Annotated in this window: 22 protein-coding genes and 2 tRNA genes; 14 read left to right on the forward strand and 10 right to left on the reverse strand. The window is 56.9% G+C overall.

Going from position 1 to position 25,248, the window contains the following annotated elements; genetic code table 11:
• Positions 1-12 precede the first annotated feature (12 nt).
• Positions 13-1,086 (reverse strand): PA0069 family radical SAM protein, encoded by a 1,074-nt coding sequence (locus tag QEZ52_RS12075; RefSeq protein ID WP_406644602.1) that lies wholly within the window; start codon positions 1,084-1,086, stop codon positions 13-15.
• Between the two features lie 233 nt (positions 1,087-1,319).
• Here QEZ52_RS12075 and QEZ52_RS12080 point away from each other — a divergent pair, with 233 nt between their 5' ends.
• Entirely contained in the window at positions 1,320-2,018 is a 699-nt protein-coding gene (locus QEZ52_RS12080) for a B12-binding domain-containing protein (RefSeq protein ID WP_406644603.1), read from the forward strand.
• Position 2,019: 1 nt separating this feature from the next.
• A complete protein-coding gene (locus QEZ52_RS12085; RefSeq protein ID WP_406644604.1) occupies positions 2,020-2,748 on the forward strand; it encodes a DUF1638 domain-containing protein in 729 nt (242 codons plus the stop codon).
• 72 nt (positions 2,749-2,820) lie between these two features.
• Here the strand turns inward: QEZ52_RS12085 and QEZ52_RS12090 are convergent, their stop codons facing one another.
• Positions 2,821-3,231, reverse strand: a complete 411-nt coding sequence (locus tag QEZ52_RS12090; RefSeq protein WP_406644605.1) for a SufE family protein — start codon at positions 3,229-3,231, stop codon at positions 2,821-2,823.
• A gap of 116 nt (positions 3,232-3,347) precedes the next feature.
• Between QEZ52_RS12090 and QEZ52_RS12095 the strand changes: the two genes are divergently transcribed.
• Positions 3,348-3,890 carry a hypothetical protein gene (locus tag QEZ52_RS12095; RefSeq protein WP_406644606.1) on the forward strand — a complete coding sequence of 181 codons (543 nt, stop codon included), beginning with the start codon at positions 3,348-3,350 and terminating at the stop codon, positions 3,888-3,890.
• Between the two features lie 186 nt (positions 3,891-4,076).
• On the opposite strand, the gene rnd is transcribed toward QEZ52_RS12095, so the two are convergent.
• The 3 genes from rnd to purM form a co-directional block, all read right to left on the reverse strand.
• On the reverse strand, positions 4,077-5,234 hold the full coding sequence (gene rnd, locus QEZ52_RS12100) for a ribonuclease D (RefSeq protein ID WP_406644607.1): 1,158 nt from the start codon (positions 5,232-5,234) through the stop codon (positions 4,077-4,079).
• Positions 5,235-5,364: 130 nt separating this feature from the next.
• The gene (purN, locus tag QEZ52_RS12105) at positions 5,365-5,964 is read right to left on the reverse strand and encodes a phosphoribosylglycinamide formyltransferase (RefSeq protein WP_406644608.1); all 600 of its coding nucleotides are present in this window, start codon (positions 5,962-5,964) and stop codon (positions 5,365-5,367) included.
• The gene (purM, locus tag QEZ52_RS12110) at positions 5,961-7,007 is read right to left on the reverse strand and encodes a phosphoribosylformylglycinamidine cyclo-ligase (RefSeq protein WP_406644609.1); all 1,047 of its coding nucleotides are present in this window, start codon (positions 7,005-7,007) and stop codon (positions 5,961-5,963) included. Before purM ends, purN begins: the two co-directional genes overlap by 4 nt.
• A 107-nt stretch (positions 7,008-7,114) precedes the next feature.
• Between purM and QEZ52_RS12115 the strand changes: the two genes are divergently transcribed.
• Positions 7,115-7,190: transfer RNA gene (locus QEZ52_RS12115), tRNA-Ile, on the forward strand.
• A gap of 304 nt (positions 7,191-7,494) precedes the next feature.
• Here the strand turns inward: QEZ52_RS12115 and QEZ52_RS12120 are convergent.
• Both QEZ52_RS12120 and QEZ52_RS12125 read right to left on the reverse strand, forming a co-directional pair.
• Positions 7,495-7,908, reverse strand: a complete 414-nt coding sequence (locus QEZ52_RS12120; protein ID WP_406644610.1) for a helix-turn-helix transcriptional regulator — start codon at positions 7,906-7,908, stop codon at positions 7,495-7,497.
• A 153-nt stretch (positions 7,909-8,061) separates the two neighbouring features.
• Positions 8,062-8,484 (reverse strand): AraC family transcriptional regulator ligand-binding domain-containing protein, encoded by a 423-nt coding sequence (locus tag QEZ52_RS12125; RefSeq protein ID WP_406644611.1) that lies wholly within the window; start codon positions 8,482-8,484, stop codon positions 8,062-8,064.
• A 242-nt stretch (positions 8,485-8,726) separates the two neighbouring features.
• Here QEZ52_RS12125 and QEZ52_RS12130 point away from each other — a divergent pair, with 242 nt between their 5' ends.
• From QEZ52_RS12130 to QEZ52_RS12165, 8 genes are all read left to right on the forward strand, one after another.
• Complete coding sequence (locus QEZ52_RS12130; protein WP_406644612.1) at positions 8,727-9,968, forward strand: dipeptidase; 1,242 nt, start codon at positions 8,727-8,729, stop codon at positions 9,966-9,968.
• Between the two features lie 23 nt (positions 9,969-9,991).
• Positions 9,992-10,507: a FixH family protein gene (locus QEZ52_RS12135; protein WP_406644613.1), complete on the forward strand. Its 516-nt coding sequence runs from the start codon at positions 9,992-9,994 to the stop codon at positions 10,505-10,507.
• Positions 10,497-11,669 (forward strand): cytochrome-c peroxidase, encoded by a 1,173-nt coding sequence (locus QEZ52_RS12140; protein WP_406644614.1) that lies wholly within the window; start codon positions 10,497-10,499, stop codon positions 11,667-11,669. Before QEZ52_RS12135 ends, QEZ52_RS12140 begins: the two co-directional genes overlap by 11 nt.
• A gap of 15 nt (positions 11,670-11,684) precedes the next feature.
• On the forward strand, positions 11,685-12,080 hold the full coding sequence (locus tag QEZ52_RS12145) for a hypothetical protein (RefSeq protein WP_406644615.1): 396 nt from the start codon (positions 11,685-11,687) through the stop codon (positions 12,078-12,080).
• Between the two features lie 103 nt (positions 12,081-12,183).
• Positions 12,184-13,542, forward strand: a complete 1,359-nt coding sequence (locus tag QEZ52_RS12150) for an amidohydrolase family protein (RefSeq protein WP_406644616.1) — start codon at positions 12,184-12,186, stop codon at positions 13,540-13,542.
• 63 nt (positions 13,543-13,605) lie between these two features.
• A complete protein-coding gene (locus tag QEZ52_RS12155; protein ID WP_406644617.1) occupies positions 13,606-13,869 on the forward strand; it encodes a DUF3302 domain-containing protein in 264 nt (87 codons plus the stop codon).
• On the forward strand, positions 13,866-14,789 hold the full coding sequence (locus tag QEZ52_RS12160) for an efflux RND transporter periplasmic adaptor subunit (RefSeq protein ID WP_406644618.1): 924 nt from the start codon (positions 13,866-13,868) through the stop codon (positions 14,787-14,789). The genes QEZ52_RS12155 and QEZ52_RS12160 overlap by 4 nt, the downstream gene beginning before the upstream one ends.
• Positions 14,771-16,033 (forward strand): carbohydrate porin, encoded by a 1,263-nt coding sequence (locus QEZ52_RS12165; RefSeq protein ID WP_406644620.1) that lies wholly within the window; start codon positions 14,771-14,773, stop codon positions 16,031-16,033. Before QEZ52_RS12160 ends, QEZ52_RS12165 begins: the two co-directional genes overlap by 19 nt.
• Before the next feature lie 192 nt (positions 16,034-16,225).
• Here QEZ52_RS12165 and QEZ52_RS12170 read toward each other — a convergent pair whose 3' ends face one another.
• Complete coding sequence (locus QEZ52_RS12170; protein ID WP_406644621.1) at positions 16,226-20,134, reverse strand: amino acid adenylation domain-containing protein; 3,909 nt, start codon at positions 20,132-20,134, stop codon at positions 16,226-16,228.
• 315 nt (positions 20,135-20,449) lie between these two features.
• Positions 20,450-21,925 (reverse strand): DUF1254 domain-containing protein, encoded by a 1,476-nt coding sequence (locus QEZ52_RS12175; RefSeq protein WP_406644622.1) that lies wholly within the window; start codon positions 21,923-21,925, stop codon positions 20,450-20,452.
• 501 nt (positions 21,926-22,426) lie between these two features.
• Here QEZ52_RS12175 and QEZ52_RS12180 point away from each other — a divergent pair.
• Together QEZ52_RS12180 and QEZ52_RS12185 are read left to right on the forward strand one after the other, a co-directional pair.
• A tRNA-Gly gene (locus QEZ52_RS12180) sits at positions 22,427-22,500 on the forward strand.
• A 130-nt stretch (positions 22,501-22,630) separates the two neighbouring features.
• Positions 22,631-22,786, forward strand: a complete 156-nt coding sequence (locus tag QEZ52_RS12185) for a hypothetical protein (protein WP_406644623.1) — start codon at positions 22,631-22,633, stop codon at positions 22,784-22,786.
• 283 nt (positions 22,787-23,069) lie between these two features.
• On the opposite strand, the gene QEZ52_RS12190 is transcribed toward QEZ52_RS12185, so the two are convergent.
• Positions 23,070-25,247 (reverse strand): molybdopterin cofactor-binding domain-containing protein, encoded by a 2,178-nt coding sequence (locus QEZ52_RS12190; protein WP_406644625.1) that lies wholly within the window; start codon positions 25,245-25,247, stop codon positions 23,070-23,072.
• Position 25,248 lies beyond the last annotated feature (1 nt).

The raw sequence follows: 25,248 nt of genomic DNA on the forward strand, positions 1-25,248 counted from the left end.
CGGCCCCTGCCGTTAGAATAATGATAGCTGATCACCGGCCTGCAGAGGCCGTGCAAACAGATCACAGCGCAAATCAGGCACCTTGTGGTCCAACCCCAGCCGCCGCGCAGCTGCAACAAACCGTTGGGCTATCATTTCAGCATAATGCCCCTGACCGCGCATCCTGTGGCCCCAGCGGGGGTCATAATCCCTGCCCCCATGCATTTCGCGCAGCCGTGCCATGACCCGATCCGCGCGATCCGGCACATGTTCCGCCAGCCACTCCTGCCACAGCACCGACACTTCACGCGGCAGGCGCAGCATGATCCAGCTGGCCGCATCCGCGCCCGCAGCACTGCCCGCTGCCAACAAGGCCTCAAGCTCGTGATCTGTCAGCGCGGGTACCACCGGTGAGGCCATCAGGCGCACCGGGATCCCCGCGTCACTCAGGGCACGTATTGTCGCCAGCCTGCGCGTCGGGGTCGGTACACGGGGCTCCATCCGGCGGGACAGATCCGGATCCAGCGTGGTCACCGACACCCCCACCCGTACCAACCCACGCGCAGCCATTGGGGCCAATATGTCAATGTCACGTTCAATCAGCGCGCCCTTGGTCACAATCGCGACCGGATGATTGAAGTCTGACAACACATTGAGACACGCGCGCGTTATGGCCCGCTGCTTTTCAATCGGTTGATAGGGATCAGTGTTCGTCCCGATGGCCAACGCACGCACCTTGTATCCGACCCGTCCCAGTTCCTGGCGCAGCACTTGGGGCGCATTGGGGCGAGCGATCAGCCTGGTTTCAAAGTCCAATCCGGGTGACAATCCCAGATAAGCATGGGTCGGCCGGGCAAAACAATAGACACAGCCGTGTTCGCAGCCGCGATATGGGTTGATCGAACGGTCAAACGGCAGATCCGGCGATTTGTTATACGTGATCAGGCTCCGCGCGACCTCATCCTGAACCGACGTTTTGATCGGTGCGAGATCTTCGTCACGCTCCCAACCGTCATCTACGCCCAGCCGTTCCAGATCAAACCGACCCGACGCGTTTGTCACCGCGCCTCGGGCGCGGCGGCGTTCCTGCACTATATGAGAATCCATTTCCATGGCTCAAACTTACGACAACACCGGGAACAAATAAAGAACATCCGGCAAAATTCACCATGTCCTGCGAAATCAGAACACCAAAGTGTACATTTTTTAACAGCGAGGTCGGTAGCAGCTTCGGCTATGTCGCAAATATTGCAGTTCCCTCACGCGCTTCTGGCAAAAAGGTTCGAAATCAACAGACAACCCCCGGGGACGCCCCGCCCAGTCTTAGAGGAATTACGCCCATGTCGGAAGAAGAAGACATCATCCTGTCGGAACTGGACGACGAAGAACTTGTCCAACAGATGTTCGACGACCTGTATGACGGTCTCAAGGAAGAGATCGAAGAAGGCGTTAACATTCTGCTCGAACGCGGTTGGGAACCCTATGAAGTTCTGACCAAAGCGCTGGTTGGTGGCATGACCATCGTGGGTGCCGACTTCCGCGATGGCATTCTCTTCGTCCCTGAAGTTCTGCTGGCTGCAAACGCGATGAAGGGCGGCATGGCCATACTGAAGCCGCTGCTGGCCGCAACCGGTGCCCCGCGCGTCGGATCCATGGTGATCGGCACCGTCAAAGGCGACATCCACGACATCGGTAAAAACCTGGTGTCGATGATGATGGAAGGCGCAGGCTTTGAAGTGGTCGATCTGGGCATCAACAACCCGGTCGAAAACTACCTGGAAGCTCTGGAAGAGCACAAACCCGACATCCTGGGTATGTCCGCCCTGCTGACCACAACAATGCCCTACATGAAGGTCGTGATCGACACCATGATCGAACAGGGCAAGCGCGACGATTACATCGTTCTGGTCGGTGGTGCACCGCTGAACGAAGAATTCGGCAAAGCCATTGGCGCTGACGCCTATTGCCGCGACGCCGCTGTGGCCGTGGAAACCGCCAAAGAGCAGGTTGCACGTCTGCACAACCGCGCGAGCGCCTGATTTGGCACGAAAAGGAAGAGCAGCCCGCCTGGAAGGTCGGGCTGCCTTTCGCCCTCCCACCGGGCGAACACTCGAAGAAGAGTCGCTGACGGAACAGGGGCTTGCCGCTCCTGAACGTAAAACCGGACGTATCCTGTTGATCGCCTGCGGCGCGCTCGCCCGCGAGATCCTGGATATCAAACAGGCCAACCAGCTCGACCATATCGACCTGACATGCCTGCCCGCAAAATTGCACCTCTATCCCGAACAAATCACGCTCTCGGTCGAAGAGGCGGTTAAAAAACATGCCCGTGTCTATGATACGATCCACGTGGTCTATGCCGATTGTGGCACCGGCGGAGAGCTGGAACGCAAATGTGCCGAGCTGGGTGTCGAAATGATCCAGGGACCGCATTGCTATTCGTTTTTCGAAGGCAATGAGAAATTCGCCGAAATTTCTGACGGAGGCGAAATAACCGCATTCTATCTGACCGACTTTCTGGCCAAGCAATTCGATGCGTTTATCTGGAAACCCATGGGCCTGGACAAGAACCCGGAACTGCGGGACATGATTTTTGGAAATTACACCAAACTTGTCTATCAATCCCAGATCCGGGATCCGGCGTTGATAGACAAGGCGCGCGCCTGCGCCGAGCGAATGGGGCTCGACTTCGAACACCGCCACACCGGCTATGGGGATCTGGAACCGGCTCTGACGCGCTGGAACAGATTCGCGTCTTCATCTGGCTAAAAATATCCCGGGGGGAACACTGAAGCTTCAGCTTCAATGTGGGGGGCAGCGCCCCCCGATGCCGGCCCGAGTTCAGGCGTGTTCCGCAGCCACATCCCGGATGCGCTCGATCATGGAGCGGACCCCGTTCGATCGCTGCGCCGACAGATGTTCATTCAATCCCAACCGCCCCAGTTCGGCCCGCGCATCGACCTGTCCGATTTGGGCCACCGGCACCCCGTTGTACAGCGCCCGCAGAACCGAAATCAGTCCCCGCACAATCAGCGCATCGCTGTCGCCATCGAACCGAAACACCCCGCCTTCGACAATGGGGTGCAACCAGACCTGGCTGGCACATCCATGCACTTTGGTGGCAGGCACCTTCAATGCCTCATCCAACGGTGCCATTGCCTTGCCCTGGTCAATCACATGCCGATAGCGATCTTCCCAGTCTTCCAGAAACTCAAAGTCTTCAACGATCTCTTCAAAGGCTTGCGTCGCCATTTTCCGCCCTCTGGTTGGTCTCGCTCAGACCTAGGCCGGACACAGGTTCATTTCAACCGCTTTTCAACGCCGCCCGGATGCGGTAACCCAAAGCTTAGCAATTAAGAATGGCGGGCATGATGCGCATTTCTGTGACACTCCTTCTGATTTCAACTCTGGTCCTGTCCAGCTGTGGATCCTGGCAAACCTCGAACGCCAACCCGCGCAACTGGTTTGGACGATCAAATTCCATCCCCGCCGACACCGAGGTCGGAGGCGAACCGTTGCTATTGACGGAGACAAATCCGCTGTTGCCAGCCAATGGTGGCAAGGGACTGTTTTCCAGACCAGAACCAGAAGACGTGTCACAAAGCGTCGAGACCATCACCAGTCTCAAGATCGAACGCACCCCGACAGGGGCCATCATCTATGCTACGGCGTTGGCCAGCCGTCAGGGAGCCTTTGCAGCGGGTTTGCGGTTGCAGGAACCCGACGAGGACGCGCCTTCCGTTATGACCCTGTCCTTTCGGGTGAACTATCCGGCCAACCCCACCCCGGTCGGGTCTGACCGGACCCGTACCGTGCACGCGGCCTATAGCATCACGCATCAACAGCTGGCACAGATCCGCACGGTTCGGGTCGAAGGGGCCCAGAATGCACGGGAATCCCGGCGCCAGTAATCGCGGCACCGGTTGACGGGAACCACGAAATTGGGGCTGGGTCTTTGGTGTGACCGCTCTGCCCGCCCTGGTAGGCTGACATCATAGACCACGCTATGTCCGTTGGACGCCCCTCCCCTGTCCGCCCCGGCTTTCGCCAGACCTGATCCCCGGACTATGATGGGCTATGGTCCAAAATGTCGGCTGTCAGAGTTCTACGACCCGCACGGTTTGACCTTTGGCCGCCAGCGCAATCTCTCCATTGCACAGGCGCAGGGCCTCGTTGCCAAAAACTTCACGCCGCCATCCCGACAACGCCTGAACATCGCGCAATCCGGCGGCGATGGCGTCCAGATCCGCACTGTTGGCGATCAGCTTGGCCGCAACACCCGCATGTTCTGTCTTGGCCTTGAGCAGCACCCGCAAAAGATCGGCCAACGCCGGGTTCACCTGAAGCTTTTCCCGGGAGGTATCGGGTTTGGGCAAATTTTCGGGTGTACAATCCACACCACGTTTGACTGCCGCCAGAATGCCTTCGGCGATGATACCCTTGCGGGCTTCGCGAAGCAGCAGACGCGATCCACCGAGATCAGATTGCGTTGCAGGTTTGGTCGAGGCCAGTTCTACCAGCGCGTCATCCTTGAACACCCGGTTGCGCGGCACATTGTTGGTCTGGGCGTGTGCTTCGCGAAACGCCGCCAGTTCGCGCACCACTGCCAGGAACCGACCTGAATTGGTCCGAGTCTTGACCCGCCGCCAGGCTTCTTCGGGTTGAATGTCATAGGTGCCGGGATTGGTCAGAACCTTGAGTTCTTCGGCCACCCAGTGTGACCGCCCGCTTTTCTCCAGATCCGCAGCCAGAAATTCATAGATCCGGCGCAGATGGGTCACATCGGCCAGCGCATAGTTCTTTTGGGCGTCTGTCAGCGGTCGGCGCGACCAATCGGTAAATCGGGACGTCTTGTCCAGCGGCTGGCGGACAATCTTTTTGACCAGGGTTTCATAACCGACCTGTTCACCAAACCCACAGACCATTGCAGCGACTTGGGTATCAAACAACGGTGTCGGAAAGACACCGGCATCCACCCAGAAGATTTCCAGATCCTGACGCGCCGCATGAAAGACCTTGACCACGGATTCATTGCGGAACAGATCGTACATCGGTTCCAGCGACAGCCCGTCGGCCAGCGGGTCGATCAGCACCGCGTTTTCATTCCCCTCACCCGGATAGGCCATCTGGATCAGGCAGAGTTTCGAATAATAGGTCCGTTCGCGTAAAAACTCGGTATCCAATGTCACATAGGGGTGTTTGGCCGCCTCAAGGCAAAAGGCTTCCAGGTCTTGCGTCGTTGTCAGAGTTTTCATGCAAATTTTCTTTGTCTGCTTCAGGCTTGTTGTGAACCCTGCGGTATCAGCAGCGCCCGTTCCTTCCGTGATACGCAATCGCGGGAGCGTTTGCAAACCGGGTCCAGTGTCGCGCCCGTGACCAAGCGGTTCAGCCCAGAAGAACGGGCGTTTTATCGCCCATGGCAAACCGGCGCAACACGGCCGGATAAAGGCGATGTTCATAGCCCAGAACCCGGGCGGCCAGCGTATCAGGCGTGTCGTCTGCCAGAACCGGAATCCGCGCCTGACCCAGAATCGGGCCATCATCCAATGCCGGTGTTACCTCGTGCACGGTACAGCCATGTTCCGCGTCTCCGGCTTCGAGCGCACGGGCGTGGGTGTTCAGCCCCTTGTATTTGGGTAACAAAGACGGGTGGATGTTCAGCATCCGACCTTGGAACTGGGACACGAATCCCCCCGTCAACACCCGCATGAACCCGGCAAGACAGACGATGTCGGCCCCGGCATCCAGTATGGGTTTGACCAATTCGGCCTCAAACGCGGCGCGATCGCCTTTGAAAGGGCGATGATCGACAACGGCCGTCGGAACGCCGGCAGCAGCGGCCTTTTTCAGACCGCCTGCGTTGGCATCATTGGACAGCACCAGACAGGGACGCGCTGGGTGATCGCCAGTCATGCTTTCGACCAGCGACACCATGTTCGACCCGCCCCCTGAAATCAGGATCGCGACGCGTTTGGGGCTGTTCACAGCAGGGCACCCGAATATCGCATCCCCGCACCCGCGGTCACTGTACCGAGTCGCGACACGGTTTCACCTTCGGCTTGCAGCAGCTCGGTCACCGCATCTGCACGGTCTGCCGAGACCGACAGGATCATCCCAATGCCACAGTTAAAGGTCTTGAGCATCTCGGATTCGACAATCCCACCTGTGGCCGCCATCCATTCGAACACACCGGGCAATTCCCAGGCATTCAGGTCGATATCAGCACCCAGATCATCAGGCAGAACACGGGGCAGGTTTTCGGTCAGCCCGCCACCGGTAATGTGGGCCAGCGCATGCACGCCCCCTGCCCGCACAGCAGCCAGCGCCTGTTTCACATACAGCCGAGTCGGTGTCAGCAGCACCTCACCCATTTTACCTTCGGCAAAGGGACAGTCATCGTCCCAGCCCAACCCGGACACTTCGACCAGTTTACGCACCAGCGAATAGCCGTTGGAGTGCACACCATCCGAGGCCAACCCCAGAAGAACGTCGCCTTCGACCACGCCTTCAGGCAACGCGGTGCCGCGCTCCATCGCGCCAACCGAAAACCCGGCCAGATCAAAATCACCTTCGGGATACATACCCGGCATTTCCGCGGTCTCGCCGCCAATCAGCGCACAGCCAGAGCGCACACAGCCTTCGGCAATGCCTTCGATGATGCGGGCAGCGGTTTCTGTTTCCAGCTTGCCGGTGGCGAAATAGTCAAGAAAAAACAAGGGCTCGGCACCCTGGCACACCAGATCATTGACACACATGGCCACCAGGTCGATGCCGACGCCATCCACCACGCCGGTATCAATGGCAATGCGCAGCTTGGTGCCTACGCCGTCGGTGGCACCCACGAGAATCGGATCCTCGTATCCGGCCGCCTTGAGATCGAACAGCGCCCCAAATCCGCCCAGCCCGCTGGCCACGCCAGACCGATTTGTCCGCTTGGCGGCCGGCTTGATCCGATCCACCAACGCGTTGCCTGCATCAATGTCGACACCCGCTTCGGCATAGGTCATGCCGTTCTTTCCCGCAGTCATAGGCCCATCCTCATTTAAACCTTGCGCGGGGGTTATTCGATTGTGCGCTTTGATGCAACGGTCAGGCTTGACGCGGGCGACATTCATGGTACGCATAGCCCCAAGGTGGGCCTGTAGCTCAACGGTTAGAGCAGAGCGCTCATAACGCTTTGGTTGCGGGTTCAAATCCTGCCGGGCCTACCAATTCACCCATAAATTATACCATAAATCAGCCACTTAACGGTTGCTTTGGTGCGGTTTGTTCCGTGCCTGTCACCAAAAATCATCCGGGTCAGGTGGTCACGCACCCCCTCACATGTCAAAATTCCCCGGTACCATGCAGCGATCCCCATCGCCCGATTTGGTGCGATGCGGCCCGGCTTTCAGATCAGCTGGGTCGCGCTCAAAGGCAAAACCGTGACCCCGGCCCATAGCAGACATGACGGGTCTACATTTGGGTGGATTGCAAACCAGCGCCGTGTTTCGCGCCAAAATCTGCACAGCGCTTCTACCTCAACCTATCCCGAGCCGCCGAAGGTGTTTCTCCGGTCCAGCGCTTGTATGCGCGTGAAAAATTTGACGCGTGGGCAAAGCCGGTGGCAAGCGCGATCTCTGTAATGGATAGGTGGCCTTGGGACATTGCAGCGATCGCGTGTTTTCGCCGCTGTTCCTCTAAAATTGCCTTGAAGGAAGTTCCGTGCGAGGACAGCATCCTGCTTAGTGCCTTAGGGTGTACGTGACAGGCCCGAGCCGTTGCCGCCAGGTCCAAATTCGGGTCGCTCATGTGTTCTTCACAGAACTTTTGGACCGTTTTTGGCAAAGTATCATAATCTTCGTGAACCTGATCCTGCTCCCAGTCACTTGATCCCCCTGTATGGCTGAGCAACATCCATTGTGCTGGTATACGAAGTGTCATGCCCATTGCCGACCCTGTGATCAGGGACGACCGGGGCAGCAACCATTCTGGAACAACAGTTTCATCTGCGACCACAGCGAGTACATCGTTGGAGCTCCAAGCATTCCCAACACGTGGCCGAATTTGTTCAACAAGGAGAGCTAAAGAAAGGGCATCCTGCTAGGCTGGGTTGGCGTCAGGTCGGACCCTGCGAGTCATTTTTAAAGTTGCATTTTTCCCATCGTTTTCCAGCCGGTAGTGCGTGGAATTTCCATAAGATCTAACCGACACAAGGAAGCGGTCCAAAAAGCTACCAACCGCTTGCTCAGCGGTCAATTTTTCAGCCAAAGGCCCCATAGCAGTCATTGCCATGTCACGCCCAACTGCAGCGCCAGCGAAACGGTCACCAAGTCGGTCGGTTATCTCATCGATCACTTCATAGACTGCTTTTACAGGTATTTGCCTGTCAAAGTCTGTCTTGATGGCGCTCGAAATCTGCAAGTCTTCCAACAGAAGGTCCAAATCCCCTCCGTGCCGTGCAAAATAATGAAGAAATGGCATTAAAAGCGCGGCGCGGACCAGCAAGGGGGCAGTGTTAGGCATTCTTCCAAGGCAACCAATTGCAAAGGGATGCGCCATTCATTGTGGGACCGAATTGTGCTGTTTCTGTCCCCCAAAGATAGGACGCATCCGGCAATACTGGCTAATCTCTAATCCCAATGGGTCCAACTAAAAAACTGACCCGAATACCGGAAAGACTTTGTCTCGCCGGGATCCGCACTTCTTTGAAATACGATTTTATTGGCTTCAGTTGCTAATTGAAGCCGTTCTTCCAGGAGGACAAAATGCCAAAAACACACAAGTTATCGCGTCGGGAACTGCTGGCCATTGCCGCTCAATCTGCTGTTGGGGCATCTTTAATGGGATCAACTGCCTGGGCCCGCGAATTGGATGAATACGGTGGGTTCAGCGGCAACAAGAATTTCAAATATATCAGTGCTCCAGCCACGGTGTATGATTTTGGCCTGACGCCGGAACAAGAAGAGCACGCCAAGGAACTGCACGAGTCCCTGATCATCTTTGATGGCCTGTCGGAATGCACATTCTATCCCGAATTCATCACCAACATGAAACGCGGTGGCGGGACATCGGGCAATTTCTCCATTGGGATTTCGGACATGTTGCGCTGGACCCCGGACACCGTGTTCAAGCCACAGGAATGGTGGAGCTGGGAAGCGTTGAACCGGGATCTGGATGCGCTGTATCGCATGATGCACCTGTTTCGGGATGACGCGATGATGACGTTGACTCACGTGGATATTCTGGAGGCAAAAAAGACCGGCAAAGTCGGCTTTATGCCGGGCACGCAGAACACCAAATTTCTGGATGACGCCGTGAACCGCCTGGACGAGATGCATCGCAAAGGGCTGCGCATCATTCAGATCACCTATAACGCGACCAATGCCGTTGGCGCTGGTAGCGCCGAAGCACCGGAAAACCGGTTTGGTCTCAGTCGTTTGGGTCACATGGTGGTTGAACGGATGAACGAGGTCGGAATGCTGGTCGACACCGGCCACAGTTCGCCTGAAACTCAGATGCGTGCGGCAGAAGTTTCGACCAAGCCCATCGTGATTTCGCATGCGGGGATGTTGTCCAAGGTCAATCAGACACGGGCGACAACGGATGAAGCCATCAGGGCGGTTGCCGACAAAGGTGGCGTGATGGGGGTGATCAGTACGCCGACGGCCATTGCGGGGAGCGATAAATGCACCGTTGAAGACATGCTCGATAACGTTGATCACGCGGTGAACATTGCCGGCATCGACGGTGTCGGGTTTGGGTCTGATTTCATTATTCCCGCGACCTTCGAACAAATTCTGTCGGCCCCCGAATGGGACGAGGAAGTTGTGGCAAACATCGGTGAGTTCGAGGTCTGGCCCTGGTCCGACGGCCACGTCGGTTGGGAGAATAACTCGGCCTATCCGAACATGACGCGCGGCCTGATCAAGCGTGGATATTCGGATGAGGACATCGCCAAGATCATGGGGGGAAACTTCCTGCGGGTCATCAAAGACACCATCGGGTAACCCAACGGAAAAGGAGACCGGAGGTGCCCTGCCCCTCTGGTCAGCTCAACATCATGCGTTGGTTGATCCTGCTTATACTCTCAATCTTTGCCCTGCCGGAGACGGCAGGCGCGATAGATGCGATTGGCAAACTACGCCGAGAGCGCCCTGAGGTTCTGGACACCGCAACGACGGTGGCCACCCGATATGAAACGCTACAGGCGTCTTACGAGATCGATTTCCTGGACGTCCCGCTGAATGGCGTGCATTCGTGGCGATTGTCATTGCAGGACAAGCAGGGCCAGCCTGTCAGGGGCGCAGACATAGATCTGACAGCGGATATGCCCGAACATCTGCATGGCATGACCACCGTCCCTTTGGCTCAGGAGACCGATCCCCCAGGCGTGTATCTTGTGCGTGGAATGAATTTCCACATGCCAGGCTACTGGGAGGTCACTCTGGACATCACCGGAGCAGGCAGCCGCCATTTGTTGCGTTTCAACGTGATTGTGGGTGAAAACCAATGCGCGCCGGACAAGGACCGTGCGGATGAGAGCTGAACCTTCCGCATCGTCGAGAGCAATCTGGCTCTTGCTGGCAGCTTTCTACTTTTGCGTCGTTCTTTCGAACCGGAGCAACGCCGCAGAAACCGAATTCACGGATTGGACCCCACGGGAACTGGCCCTGATCCAATCCCTGTCCTTATCGCAACTGCGGCCTCCGCCACCTTCACCTTCCAACCGCTACGCCGACAATCCAAGCGCCGCGTCGCTGGGGCGTGCGATCTTCAACGACGCCCGGTTCAGCGCCAACGGCAAAGTCAGCTGTGCGACCTGCCACCGGCAGGACTATGGCTTTACCGATGATCTGCCCCGGGGTCTCGGGATTGGTGTTGCCAACCGTCGCACCATGCCGATTGTCGCAATGGCCTATCAGAAATGGTTCTTTTGGGATGGTCGCGCGGACTCTCTCTGGTCGCAGACACTTGGCCCGCTTGAAAACCCGGTGGAGCATGGAATTGACCGGCATCAGGTTCAACAGCTTGTCTCGCTGCACTACGCTGAACCCTATCGGCAGGTGTTTAAAGGCGACCCGACAAGTCAACCGGTCAACCAAGTCTTTGCAAACACCGGAAAGGCGCTGGCGGCACATGTTCGCACATTGATGCCACAAACAACCCGGTTTGATTATTATGCCGATACGTTGCCAGGCCAGACCAACGGAACCGACATCCTGACCAAGTCCGAAAAGCCTGGCCTACGGTTGTTTGTCGGCCAAGCCAAATGCGTCAATTGCCACAATGGCCCCATGCTTACGAACGGAGAGTTCCATCACTCAGGAACCCCCGCAAACGGAGAGCCGGATCCGGGACGGGGCGCGGCCTTTGACGCACTTGAAGCCACAGAGTTTTGGTTCTTCGGAAAATGGAGCGATGCAGACCCGGACGTGAACAGCGATCACATCCGTTTTTTGGACCGGGACACCCACAAATATGCGGGTACGTTCAAAACCCCTTCGTTACGTAGCGTGGCCGACCGCCCCCCTTACATGCACAACGGAACATTCACCTCGCTGGCACAGGTCCTGAACAACTACCGCACTGTGTCCGGATCGCCGCTCGCGGATGAGATTTTCCACGGGGGTCTGAGCGATCGGGATCTGATCGATCTGGAGGCGTTCCTGGGAACCTTGTCGTCAAACTCCAACCAAATTCACAACTAGCTTAGGAGAAATTCAATGAAAATGACGGCTCTGGTGACTGCGTTCTCACTCCTCGCGACCACGGCAAGTGCCGAAGGAACAACCCGGTATATGCTGGAAGGCATTGCCGAACCCGCCACCTGGGGCGCCATTATTGCAAACCCTCAGGACCGAGGCCCCAATGCCGCGACGCTCATGAACGCCGCTGGATGTGAGCTGATCGACTACTACTTTGGGATGTACAACTACAAAAGCTACGTCGTCATCCAGTGCCCCAAGTCAGTCGATATCAGCCCAATTCAAATGATTATGTTCGGCGCCGGAACCGTCGACACGGCAACAGCGACACCAATTGTGACCACCGCGGAAATGGTTGACGTAGCCAAGGCTGCACAAAATTTCTCAGGTTCCTATGGCGGGCCAAGTGAGTAACCAACGCACCCGGCAAACAATCGGTAAGACACTGAGCACGCCTTTCGCCCGAATATCATACGAAGAGAAAAACCATTTGAGTACAACATCCTGGAGAACTGATATGATGATGAAGGCACTAACGGTATCTGCGTTTTCCCTCGCCTCGACGGTTGCCTTGGCACAGGATGAGCCAGTGCAGACATTGTTTACGAACGTCAATGTGTTCGATGGCGTCAATGACGGGTTCCTCGAAAACGCAAACGTGTTGGTTGAGGGAAACCTGATCAAGACCGTCTCGACCGCTGCGATTAGCGCAGGCGGGGCGACTGTCATCAACGGCGACGGGCGCACATTGATGCCCGGCCTGATGGATATGCATACGCATTTGTCTATTGTGCGGGCATTATCAACGGCGCGTCACGAGCTGAGCCCTCTTGCGCATGGCGCAATTGCGATGAAGCGGGCTGAAGGCATGCTGATGAATGGGTTTACCACTGTCATGGACGTCGGTGGGCCGGCGATTTATCTAAAGGACCTGATCGACGGAGACGCTGGTTTTTTTGGGCCGCGCATCTATTCCGCCGAGGCCTTCATTACGCAAACTAATGGGCATGGGGATTTTTGCACGCGGATGGAATACAACCCCAACAATTCCGGAGGTATCAAAAGTTGGTATGAATACTACACGGCTTGCATTGCCGACGGCGTCACCGAAATCCGGCGCTGTGGCCGAGAGAATTTTCGCAAAGGTGCGACCCATTTGAAGATGATGGTCGGCGGTGGTGTTTCCAGCCGGTTTGATCCCTTGCACGGCTTGCAAGGCTCGCCAGAGGAAATTGCGGCAGCTGTGGAAGTAGCGCGGAACATGAAGACATTTGTCACGGTGCACGCATACACCGATGAATCTGTTCGAATGGCGGTTGAGGCCGGTGTTCCGCATATTCTTCACGCGCCACTGATTACCGAAGAGACTGCCAAGTTGATGGGAGAAAAAGGCGTCTACATGCAGCCCAATCTGGAAGCGGTTCTCGGGCTGTCAGAAGAGAATGCAGCAGCGTTTCTGTCACCGGCAAGCTTTGCGAAGTGGAAATCGATCTACGACGAATACCCAGTGGCCATGGAGGCAGCGATCAAGCATGGGGTGAAAATCGTATTTGGCACCGACCTTTTGGCTGAGTGGAATCAAACCCTTGGATTCGACAAGACAGCGGCCCTCGAATTGCTGCAACTGGAGAAATACCTTGGCGCGGCTGGTACGCTTCGGGCGGCAACCTCAACAGCAGCAGAGATCATTGACCTTATGGGACCAAATGATCCCTATCAGGAAGGTGCAAAAGGCGTCGTCGCCGAAGGTGCCTATGCTGATCTGCTTTTGGTCGACGGCAACGTTTTGGAAGACCTCGCGCTTTTGACTGACCCGGACAAGAACCTTGTCGTGATCATGAAAGACGGCATAATTTATAAGAACACCTTGAACTAAGGTGTCTCTGGCAGGCGGCGCGAACCGCCTGCTGGACTGGTTTTAAGCAAGGAAGGTCGTTCGATGACAGCACTTGATTACATTGCCATTGGCATGATCCTGTTCATGGTAGGTCTCGGGATTGGGGTTTTTTTGTTTCTGGGCGGGTGGCCTGGTCGGGTGGCGGCGCAGCGTCGGCATCCTTATCGGGCCGCTGTGTCCGTGGGGGGATGGGTCACTTTGATCGCGGGTGGTGTGTTGTTCCCTCTCGTATTGATCTGGGCCTATGCCGGATCCACAGATGCTGACGTTGCTGCGGCGAACACGGCAGCAGGAGGTGCAGCATGATCCTCTTACTTGTTGGAAGTTACGTTGGCCTCCTTTGGCTGCTGGTCAAAGTAGGTGTCCTGCCAAAGTGGTATGGCTGGATGAAGGTTTCGCCCGTGGTTGTCGGTGTTGTTGCCTTCATGGTCATCTTCCTGCCGCTCAACTGGAACGCGCCCATGGGCGGCACCATGGTTACCGTTGGCTCTGTCGGGATCAAACCCGCCGTTGCCGGGCCGGTGACCGAGGTTGTCGCCAAATCTCGCGTACCGATTGCCCAAGGTGACGTTCTGTTCGAGATTGACAAGACGCCTTACACCGCTTCCCTGCAGCAGGCTCAGGCTCAGCTGGCACTGGCTCAGGACCAACTGGCGCGAAAGGAGGAGCTGCTGTCGCGCAACGCGGTCGCCGAGGCCGAAGTCGAATCCCTGCGTGCCAATATGGCGGTGGCCAAAGCCGCCGTGACACTCGCCAAAGTGGATCTGGCAAACACAACCGTGCGCGCGCCCTTTGACGGCATGGTTCCCGCCATGACCCTGCTGCCCGGCAACCGGGTCGCCCCGAATGTTGCGGTTCTGGCATTCCTCGACATCAGCAACCCGGTCATAAACCTGGTCCTGAGCCAGAACCAGATCCGCAACGTCAAACCGGGCCAAAAGGCCGAAGCAGTGTTCAAGTCCTTTCCTGGGCAGACGTTTCAGGGCACCGTGTCGGGATTGTTCCTGTCCTCGCCAGACGCCGAGTATGATCTGGATGGCGCCACACCCGAAGTGCCGACAATAACCGATACGACCTATGTCGTGGTGCTGGATCTGGATACCCAGGGGCAGACCCTGCCGCCGGGGTCTTCGGGTCAGGGGCTGGTGCTGACCGATCAGGGCGCAAAGTTCCAGTTCATCAATCAGCTGACCCTGCGCATGACAACATGGATGAACTTCTTCTGATGTGGCGCCGGATTGCATCGACTGCCTTGGTGGCAAGTTTTGCTTCAACTTCGGTTGCTCAGGACTCGGGCGCGCGGGGTCGGCTTGAGGCCGCCGCGACAGCGTCGATTGGTGGCCCTGCGAGCGCCGAAGCACAGCAGGAACAGGACCGGCTGCGCAGGCAGCAAACCTCACGATGGCCCGGATTTGATCGCTCCATTGATCCCGCTGAATCCTGGAAAGAGCGACTTGGGAAGAACACTGGTCTTGCCCTGTCATTTGACTATCAGGCGCTTTACCAGAGCGCCAACAGCTCCGTGTCAGGTGTCGATGACGGCGCCGCCGGACAGGCCCGGATTCTGGGCACATGGACGTTGGCAGATCGAGGCGGCACCAACCCCGGCAGCTTCGTGTTCATTCTGGAAAACCGCCACAGGCTGGGTCTGGACCAGACACCCGCAGGTCTGGCCGGAGATATTGGCTATGTCGGGCTGACCGGGCTGACGTTCGGGGATACCGGCAACAGCCTGTCCGTTGCCTATTGGTCTCAGTCGATCATGGGCGGGCGCGGCGGCATCGTTGCGGGCCGGATTGATCCGGGCGACTACACCGACGTTCTCGGCTACGTGAACCCCCGCACCGGCTTTCAGAACTTTGCCATCAATTACAATCCCGTCCTGACAATCCCTGACCCCGGCTTTGGGATCGGGGGCGGCGTTTACCTGACGGACCAGATCTATGTGCTCGGGGTCGTCTCGGATGCAAATGGTTCCTTGACGGATGTTGACTGGTTCCCCGGCGGTGCCGAGTTCTACAAATACGCTCAGATCGGCTGGACCCCGGCCCGCAATCAACGCTACCTGACCAACGTTCACCTTGGGGCCTATCACATCGACGCCCGCGCGGACAAAGGCCTGCCGTCCAGTTCGGGTGTTGTCCTGTCCGGCAACTACACCTTTGAAAACGACCTGATGGTGTTTGGTCGACTGGGCTGGTCCGATGGCAACGACCCGATTGCCAAACGCGGCGCGTCCGGCGGGTTGATCTGGCGACCGGGGTTCTATGACGACCTGATTGGCATCGCGGCCACATGGGCGGAACCGGTGACGGCGGGGTTGGACAATCAAACCACGTTCGAAGCATTCTATCGGTTGGACATATCGGACAATCTGGCCCTGACGGCCGACGTGCAGTACATCAAAAATCCGGGACTGAATTCAGATGATCCGCTGGTGTTTGGTCTCAGGCTTCGCTTCAATCTTTAAAGCCGTTGCTGGGACTGCCTGTCGCGACCGGTGGCTGATTTACAGGAATTCGACACAAGCAAGGTTAAGTGAGCGTTCAAACAAATGTCGAGTTTAGGCTAGCAGCCGTGATGGGTCGCAAATTGGACCAAGGGCGGCTGTAGGCCGCATTGGTCGCGACAGATTGGCCAACCGAAAAAATTCTGCACGCTATCAACTTCTTTCCATAACCTCTTGAATATACTCGGAAAGAACCTGAATATGTGGCTCTAGAAACATGGATAGATGACCACCGGGCACGTCTATTACCTCATATCCGGCCGCCGCGACCGAGCTCCACCCAAGCCCTGTTGCCCGCGAAACCGGGGTATCAAGAAAATTGGTTTCGGAGCGGAAAATCGTAATCGGAACATTTAGCGGGCTTGGAACATAGGTCTTCACCGCAAGCTCATTGGACGCAATGAATTCGTGCACCGTCATGGGGCTGGTTCCCGCGTTCGTTTGGGCGGCGCGATGAATTCGTTTGGCGACAAAGAAATTGCGGATGTCGTAAATTCGGGCGCGCATGAACTGAGCGGGATAGCTGAACCCCACAGCTCTGACGCTTTTGAGATGGGCCAATTGCCGACGCCAGCCTGTCGCTTCGTCACGTCCATCCGGACCAGCTGCGTCAAAGAACATCAACCGGCGCACATCCCGACCGCTATCGACCAATTGCCGTGCCAGTTCGAACGCCATGTAACTGCCCAGCGAAACTGCCATCAGGTACAGAGGAACATCCGGCAAATGCCGATTGATGTCTTCGCAATACCGTCGGGCCGTAAATTCAATTCCTGTCGGCGTGTTTTCATCAAGCGAGCCAACAGACACACCCAGAACAGGTTGGTCAGAGCCAAGATATTTCGACATCGGTCGAAAGTAATCTTCCTTGCCACCCAGAATATGAATGGCCAAAGCTGGCGGACGACTGCCATTTGGCTGAATGGGAATGATGTGTTTTGACCCAAGGCTACCGGTTTTGAGGATTTTCACCAACTGTCGTGGAGTCGGGTTGTTCTGAAAATCGGTGATCGACAGGCGCCTACCCGCCAGTTTTTCCAACCGTCCAATCAATTCCACAGACAACAGCGAATGCCCACCCAGATCATAAAAGCTTTGATCCGGGCCTATGGTTTCGCGTCGCAGCACACGCGCCATCGCCTTGGCGATGTCAGCCTCCATTCCGATGGCAGGCGGACCGGATTCGACGTGTGTTTGGTCCGGCATGTTCGGTTGTGGCAAACTGGATCTGTCAATTTTCCCACCCGCAGTTCTGGCGAACTCGGGTACAAACACCAATTCAGGGCGCATGTGCATCGGCAGTCTCATGGCCAGTTCACGGTCAAGCGTGGAGCAATCCGGCGTTTCCCCGGGGTCGTCGGTCGTAAACCAGGCGACCAGCCGGGCAGATGGTGTGTTTTCGTTCAAAACGCCGACCAGCGCGCGATAGGACGGATCAATCGTTTCTATGACGCGTTCCACATGGGCGGGATCAATTCGAAAGCCCCGTACCTTCAGTTGGCGGTCCTGACGTCCAATGAACCTTAGATTTTCATCTGTGCGCCATTGGGCAAAATCGCCACTTCTGTAAATCCGCCCGTGGCCGGAAAAGGGGTCATCCAGAAACCCACGCGCATTTTCCTCTGGTCGCCCGATATAGCCAGTCGCAACTGCGTCCCCCCCAATCACCAATTCACCCACAGCGCCCATTGGTGCCAGACTGCCATCCGCAGCTACAATATAGGTGGTCGCATGTGCCGTGGGGCGTCCGATCGGAACTTCGCTAACCGATTGCGCCGACCCTGTGTCAGCCTCGTAGAGTGTGCAGGTAATTGTGGTTTCGGTCGGCCCATAGCCGTTCAACCAGCGCACGTCCGGCACCGCCTTCAGCCAGGCGGTCAGGCTTTGCGGTTTGACCTGTTCACCCCCGACGATCACAAGGCGCAAACTGTCAGGCATGGATTTGTCACCATCGCTCAGATACCCGGTCAAGACAGACCAGAACGCGGTGGGCAGATTCAGAACCGTCACCCTCAGAGTGTTACAGCAGTCGACAAAGACAGATGTCGATTGCGCCATTTCATCCGAGCGCAAGACCAGAGTCGCCCCCGACATCAAGGTTACAAACACCTCTTCGAGCGCGACATCAAACGACAGGCTGGCGAATTGGAGAACCCGATCGCTTTTGGTCATCATGAATTCGCGGCTCAACGCGTCGATATGCGACAACAGGTTGTGCCGGCTGACCTGAACACCCTTTGGGGTTCCGGTCGACCCGGATGTGTAGATCACATACGCACGGTCCGTCGGGTCACCCGATGGCAAGGGCAACGGCTCACCCGGCGCGGGTTGTGTCGGGGCAATCACCGGCAGAGACGTCTCCGACCCTTCGTTTGCAATAACTGCAACTGCGCCACTGTCCGACAGCATGAAAGACCGCGCGGCGGATGGATAAGACGGGTCAACTGGCAAAAAGGCAGCACCGGTTTTTAGAACCGCCAGCACCGCAGTAACAAAATCCGCAGACCGTTCCAGCTGGACCGCCACGACATTGCCCGTACCCACCCCTTTGCGCCGGAGCGCATGGGCCAGCGCGTCAGAGCGATGATCCAGTTCGCCATAAGAGACAACGTCGGTTTGATCCGCGGTTTCAATGGCAATGGCATCCGGGCAACCTGTGGCGACGGATTTAAACTGGCTAACCAGGCAGGTCTGTTGATCCGTAACGGAAATCTCCGGTCTGGCCAGCGCCATCAGAGACGTTAGTTCGTCTTGGGCCAACATTTTCAGCGCGCCGATGGGTGTTGTCGCCTGTGCGTTTGTCATCGCGTCCAACAGCCGTAAAAAGCTGTCGAACAAACGGCGCGCGACGCCATTTGGGATCACCGAGGGGTCGAATTCGAAAAGGAACCTCATCCGGGAGCCACCATAGGCCGCCAGGGTCACGGGCAACCCGCCTTCCTCGCGCAGGTCGATCCGCGGTGACGGGCTGAAATCTGTGTCGGCAACAACCATCTGTTCCAGGCTAGAGCGTTCGAACATGACCAGACTTTGGAACAAAGGCTGGCTCCCATGCAAGCCGCTCCATTTGCGCAACATATCCATCGGAGTTTGTTCGAAACGATGCAGGGCCAGCGTATCGCCGCGCAGTTTGGACACAACTTCGCCCAGCGTCACATCCCGCTCCATGCGCATGCGCAAAGGCAAGGAATTGATGAAACACCCGACCGTTTCTTGGATATGTGCAACGCTGTGACGTCCGGACCTGACCGTACCAAATGCAACTTCGTCCCGGCCCTGCCAGCGCGCCAAAACGATACCCCACGCCGCCTGCACAAGATTTGCAGAGGTTCCCCCCGTTTCGATGGCCAGCTCATTCAACCTGTTTGTGGTGATCTCGCTCATGGTCGCATCAAAATGCGTCTTGCGCTGTGAGGAGGCCGTTTCTTCCCCAAAATCAGGCAGTTCCAGAGTTCCAATCGTATCAAAGTCGCTCAGATATGTTCTGAAATAGTCTTCGGCCTCGCTGTGGAAGGGACTATCTGCCTCAAGCGCCTCACAGAACGAACGAAAACTCACCCGCGGAGCTGGTACATCCGCCAGAGACCCTTTTTTGAGATGCACCAGAAATTCCCGCGTAATCTGACCGAGACTGCGCCCGTCAACGATTGCGTGATGCACGGTCAGGATCATGACCGATCCGGCCTCGCCAAGCTGTACAAGGTGGACACGCCACGCCGGTTTCGTCCCGATATCGACACCTGCCGTGCGGTCGGCTCGGATAAACTGTTCCAATTTCTCCGGTTGGTCGGCTCTTGGGATGTCCTGCCAGAACAGGGATTCAAGGTTCACGGCAAATTCATCGACAACCCGTTGCCCGGGTGTTTCGCCCTGCCCCCAGTTAAAGACGAGACGCAAGGCGTCATGACGTTCAGCAATCTCCTGCCATGCGGTTCGCACAGCTTGTGGGCAAACTTCCTGATGGTCAAAATGCACAACCACCTGTTCGAGATTCAACCAGGGTTGGTCAGTATCTCTACTCTCGTAGAGCATACTCATTTGCATGGACGTGAGTGGAAACATAATGCGTCGCTGAACAAATTCCTTGGGTTCTATATCGACTAAGCCAATCCGTATCAAAAAACTACTGTGCCGACGCTCAATGTTCTGTGAAACCCGGCTTTTTGGCGTGAAAAACCGATTGTTGCAGGCCTAAAAACCTGCGGGCCCCGTAGCTCGACTTCCCCAACGTCAATAGAACCAGGTCACCCCTACGCCCAATGGGCCGGAACATCCCCCTTTGGAGGGCATGTCCAAGACGCAAAACAGGCGGCGCATATGGCACCGCCTGCATTCGTTGTGACAGACCCTGCCTGTCAGGCAGAGAAAGGGTTTGGTTCAATTTCCAGCGTCACCACAAGAGCACTCCGCCCCGCTGGTGGCATATTCAACCAATTCAATATCGCCTGGACGCCATGTCTGGTCGAACCAGGGCTCCAGCGGGCCATACAGGCGAAAGATCGTATTCCAGCCCTTGCCGGGCACGGTCTGGACCCAATTGCTCTCCTTGCCTTCAGGGGCCGTGGGAGCAAAATAGATATCATAGGATCCATCGTCGTTCTGGACGACACCGGTGTCATTGCTGCCAATCGCTGGGAATTGCGCATCTGTCTGCAACATGGACCGGGTCTGGTTGTCATACAGGGTAAATGACCAGAAATCCTTGGCCGGGACATTTGCAGGCACATTCACCTTGTACGTTCTCGATCCGTCCAGCGGGTTGCCATTTGAATCAAGATAGGTAAACGCATATTGCGACCCCTTTCCAACCTTCTTCAACGCCATCGCCGGTGTGATCCCGGTTGCGTAGAAATGGAAAGCCGCACGGATATCCTGAACGGTCACACCGTCCAATTCCCATGTGTAGGCACCACCCGGGAAGGCCGTCAGCCAATAGCTTTCGCCCGGATACCAATAGAACCGTTCGTCGCGTGGTTTTGAAATGATGGTCTTGACCGTGACAGACCCTGCGCTTGCCGCCGCTTTCAGGATGGCCTGCATCCGCTCATCGGGTTCAAACGGTTGCCCTTTGACAATCCCGATCGCCGCCAGATGGCCCAGCAATTCGGGGCTTTCCCCCATTAAGGGTTCCGCCTGAACAACGGCGTTGATCTCGTCATAGATATGAACATCCATCCGGTGGATGGTATTCAGGTTCTTTCCCGAGGCGTTCACAAAAGTCATCTCGGGCGGCGAGTCCTTTTGCGACAATGGGTAGATACGGAACTGTTCCCGGGTCTGGCTGATCGCCAGATCGGTGGTTCCATCCTTTTGATATCCCCGCCAGATCACCCAGTTCCCATAGGTATTGGTGCGGGCGACATGATAGCCTTCGGGCACGTCGCCGTCATAGCCGGGTGGCAAAACCAGAAACTTGCCGCCCTTGCCTTCGTCCGGCCCCAGATTGCCGAAATCAATCACATATTTGAACCAGTGGTCGTTGATGAACCCCAGCACATTGGGCGGTGTTTCGATGACCATCGGTTCATCGCCCATTTCCAGCCAGGAGAACATATAAACGCTCGTGGTATTGGCAGTCAGGAACAACGCCTTGGAATCCATCAACCCTTCGTACAAGACGGCTGTTGTATTGGCTGGACCAAACTCCAGGATCCCCTTGCGGATGGCATCCATCGACGCAATTTTTGTTCCGTCCAGAAAGGCCTGATAAGCATGGGTGAAATCCAGAAGATTGTATATCTTCTGCGCGGATTCGATGTCCGGCACCCCATCAAAGAAATTGAGGGCTCCCACTCTGGTCTGAATATTATCAGCCGTCGTGATGCCTTCGGGAATTTCTGTCGTCATTTTCATTTTCGGGATTTCTTGTGCCGAAGCGATCCCGGCACCAAAAGCAACCACCAAGGCAGCCGCTCTTCTGCATAATCTCCAATACATTCAATTTCCTCGCTGAATTGTCAGAACCCGTCTGTTTCGGTAAAACCGACCGAAAATCGTCATGGGAGAAAATTGCCCCCAAGGTACACATTCATATGAAACAATACTTGACGCAAAAAGTCGACTAATTGCTTTCAATATTGTGAAACTACATTGGGTCGGATTTGGGTCGAATTGCGCAATGTTCAAAATTTAAGCAAACAAAATGGACATATTTCTGTTTCCGGGTGCCGCCCGGCAAGCAAACGCCCCCGCTCGACCAGCTCCCTACCCGTCCTCCTACCACCAACCGCTGCTCGGCCCGCAGGCAGGAACCGCGTCCCAGAAACACCCATGGGTTCTGCGCTGGAATTCTTGATCGCCGTGGTCTTCTTCGACTTGCAAATCGGGAACAGGCAATCTATTCAACACCTCGCGGCGGGTATGGTGAAAAGGTATCACGGCAGCTTCCCAAGCTTTAGTTACGAGTTCGATTCTCGTTACCCGCTCCATAAAATACTCTCCCAAACCCCCTCAAAATAAGGCTATCACGGCCAATAGTCTCCATTCGCACCCAGATTTGGCGTTTCCCTGCACAAGCGGGTTAAGGCGCACTTTTGGAGAGATCTTGGAGAAACGGGGATGGCCACAGCGGCACGGGCAAGACGCTTCGCCATCATCCTGCACGCAATGATGCGCGACAAAACTGAATTCCAGGCGATTTATAACGATTGCGGCGAACAACTCGACGTTATCTACATCAGAGCTCACATCCATGATGTCAGAGGGAAGGCGTGAACCACGGCGACGATTCCCTAGTCACACCCCCAAACCGGTCGATTGCGGTTTTCACCTTGCCGACACGCACCCAGCCAACTCCATCATGAACCAACGAGTTCGAAGTGCGTGTCAACACTGCGACTGAAACAACGGGCACCATGTTTGCAACACCTCGAGAAAATAGAGCTTCGGGCAAAAAACATGACGGTGCCTGATGAACGGTTTGCACGCATTCAGCAGGGAATAGTTCTGCGTCAGATTGCCTGCACCGGGGCAAATTTCGCCCGGTGCAGGCTGTGGTTCAGGCGAAACTGACGCCGTTCAATGTCATCGGCAGATCCGTCACCCGCGGGCCGTTGACCGCGATGGCATTGGCCAGCGCCGGGGCCGAGGGCGGGGTTCCAGGCTCGCCAACTCCTGTGGGCATTTCGGCGGAAGGCACGATATGTACCTCGATGGCACCGATATCGCCAATTCTCAGCGGCTCATAGTCCGGGAAGTTGACCTGATCCACTTCGCCCTCGGTCAGGGTGATCTCATTGCGCATCACATGCCCCAGCCCATAGCCGATGCCGCCTTCCATCTGGGCCTTGACGACATCCGGGTTGACCGCAAGGCCACAGTCGATAGCGCAGGTGACCTTCTCGATTTGCACATCGTCGTCCGCATTGCCGGAAATTTCCACCACTTCGGCCGCATAGCTGCCAAAGCTCTTGTGGACGGCGATGCCCTGGCTGCGACCCGCGGGGGCCTGGCCCCAATTGCTCTGTTCCGCAGCCAGTTTCAGCACGCCCGCCAGACGCTGCTGGTCCTTGCCGCCGCCTTCCAGCAGCGCCAGACGGAACGCCACCGGATCGCGGCCCGCAGCCCGCGCGACCTCGTCCATCATGCTCTCCATCACATAGGCCGTGTGGGTATGACCGACCGAGCGCCACCACAGAACGGAGGTCGCCTTGGCAACATCAGTGAGGCCCACATGCTGGCCGGGGATCTGATACGGCGAGTCCGCCACACCTTCGACCGAGCTGTGGTCGACGCCATTGTGAACGACCACGCTTTCAAAGGCGGTGCCCTTCATGATCGACTGCGCTGCGATGCGGTGATCCCAGCCGGCGATATTGCCATCCGAGTCCAATCCCACACGCACACGATGCGCCACGGCAGGGCGGTAATAACCGCCGGTGATGTCATCCTCGCGCGACCAGACCAGCTTTACTGGCCGGGTACGGTCGGTGATGAAAAAGGCCAACGCCGCCTCGACCTGATAGTCGGCGGTTGGCGTGGCGCGACGGCCAAAGGAGCCGCCGGCAAACATCGTGTTGATGCGGATCTTTTCCATCGGCAGCTGAAAGATCTCGGTCATGGCGAAATGAGGCCCGGTCGGCATCTGCGCCCCATCATGCAAGGTGATGCCGCCGTCCTCATTGGCCTCGATCGTACACGTCAGCGGCTCCATCGGCGCATGTGCCAGAAGCGGGAAGTAGAAAGTCTGTTCAACAACCTTTTCTGCTCCGTCTATCAGGGCCGCGGTGGCGGCCTGATCGGCACCATTGACGTTGTACTCCGGGTCAGCGGTCACTGCGGTCAACAGCTGGTCGCGGATCTGGTCCGAACTCCGGCTTTCGGCGTTTGCCAAATCCCAATCCACCGATATTGCATCCCGCGCCTGGAACGCGGCCCAGGTGTTTTCTGCATAGATCGCGACACCCGCCTGGTTGGGCAGAACGGCCGCGCGGATGTAACCTTTGACCGCTTTGGCGTCCGAATCGTCAAACCCGTTGGCCAACCCGCCCAAACGCGGGCTGCGGGCAATAACCACCACCATCTGGTTGGGCAGATGCAAGTCCATCGCGTATTTCGCTGTACCATTTGTTTTTGGCGGCGAATCCTTGCGCTTGACCGAGGCATTGCCGATCAGGCGGAATTCGCTGGGGTCCTTCAGGCGCGGCTCTGTCGGGGCTTCCATTTGTGCGGCGGCACTGACGAATTCGGCAATCGGCGCTTGCTGGCCTGCACCCTTGATGAGGCCGTCTTCGATGGTCAGCGCGCTGGCATCTGCTCCCCATGCTTGGGCTGCGGCCTTGATCAGCATCTCCCGCGCGGCGGCTCCGGCCTGGCGGTACTGCATGAAGGAATTGGCCATCGCGGTAGAACCGCCGGTGCCCTGAAACTGCCCGAACGCCAGGTTGGCATAGCGCGAGGGGTCGGAGGGGGCGAATTCGAACTTGATGTCCTCCATCGAAACGCCCAACTCCTCGGCGATCAGGGTGGTGAGACCGGTGGCCGGGCCCTGCCCCTTCTCAAAGTGTTTGACGATGGCGGTGACGGTGCCGTCCGCATCAATTTTCACAAACGGGTTCAGCTGCGCAGGCGCAGAACCTGCGGCCAGCACGCCATCGGCGCGGGCACCCACATAGAGGACAGCTGCGGCAGCTGCAGCGGATTTCAGAAAGCCGCGGCGGGAGGTGTTCAGGGTCATA

Origin of the sequence: Aliisedimentitalea scapharcae (assembly GCF_045277565.1) — a bacterium.
Classification (GTDB): domain Bacteria; phylum Pseudomonadota; class Alphaproteobacteria; order Rhodobacterales; family Rhodobacteraceae; genus Aliisedimentitalea; species Aliisedimentitalea scapharcae.

Coding starts and splice junctions, on each gene's coding strand:
- QEZ52_RS12075 (WP_406644602.1), bottom strand. CDS start 1,086: ATGGATTCTCATATAGTGCAGGAACGCCGCCGCGCCCGAGGCGCGGTG.
- QEZ52_RS12080 (WP_406644603.1), top strand. CDS start 1,320: ATGTCGGAAGAAGAAGACATCATCCTGTCGGAACTGGACGACGAAGAA.
- QEZ52_RS12090 (WP_406644605.1), bottom strand. CDS start 3,231: ATGGCGACGCAAGCCTTTGAAGAGATCGTTGAAGACTTTGAGTTTCTG.
- QEZ52_RS12095 (WP_406644606.1), top strand. CDS start 3,348: ATGATGCGCATTTCTGTGACACTCCTTCTGATTTCAACTCTGGTCCTG.
- rnd (WP_406644607.1), bottom strand. CDS start 5,234: ATGAAAACTCTGACAACGACGCAAGACCTGGAAGCCTTTTGCCTTGAG.
- purM (WP_406644609.1), bottom strand. CDS start 7,007: ATGACTGCGGGAAAGAACGGCATGACCTATGCCGAAGCGGGTGTCGAC.
- QEZ52_RS12120 (WP_406644610.1), bottom strand. CDS start 7,908: ATGGGCATGACACTTCGTATACCAGCACAATGGATGTTGCTCAGCCAT.
- QEZ52_RS12125 (WP_406644611.1), bottom strand. CDS start 8,484: ATGCCTAACACTGCCCCCTTGCTGGTCCGCGCCGCGCTTTTAATGCCA.
- QEZ52_RS12130 (WP_406644612.1), top strand. CDS start 8,727: ATGCCAAAAACACACAAGTTATCGCGTCGGGAACTGCTGGCCATTGCC.
- QEZ52_RS12140 (WP_406644614.1), top strand. CDS start 10,497: ATGAGAGCTGAACCTTCCGCATCGTCGAGAGCAATCTGGCTCTTGCTG.
- QEZ52_RS12145 (WP_406644615.1), top strand. CDS start 11,685: ATGAAAATGACGGCTCTGGTGACTGCGTTCTCACTCCTCGCGACCACG.
- QEZ52_RS12150 (WP_406644616.1), top strand. CDS start 12,184: ATGATGATGAAGGCACTAACGGTATCTGCGTTTTCCCTCGCCTCGACG.
- QEZ52_RS12155 (WP_406644617.1), top strand. CDS start 13,606: ATGACAGCACTTGATTACATTGCCATTGGCATGATCCTGTTCATGGTA.
- QEZ52_RS12160 (WP_406644618.1), top strand. CDS start 13,866: ATGATCCTCTTACTTGTTGGAAGTTACGTTGGCCTCCTTTGGCTGCTG.
- QEZ52_RS12165 (WP_406644620.1), top strand. CDS start 14,771: ATGGATGAACTTCTTCTGATGTGGCGCCGGATTGCATCGACTGCCTTG.
- QEZ52_RS12170 (WP_406644621.1), bottom strand. CDS start 20,134: ATGTTTCCACTCACGTCCATGCAAATGAGTATGCTCTACGAGAGTAGA.
- QEZ52_RS12175 (WP_406644622.1), bottom strand. CDS start 21,925: ATGAAAATGACGACAGAAATTCCCGAAGGCATCACGACGGCTGATAAT.
- QEZ52_RS12185 (WP_406644623.1), top strand. CDS start 22,631: ATGGCCACAGCGGCACGGGCAAGACGCTTCGCCATCATCCTGCACGCA.
- QEZ52_RS12190 (WP_406644625.1), bottom strand. CDS start 25,247: ATGACCCTGAACACCTCCCGCCGCGGCTTTCTGAAATCCGCTGCAGCT.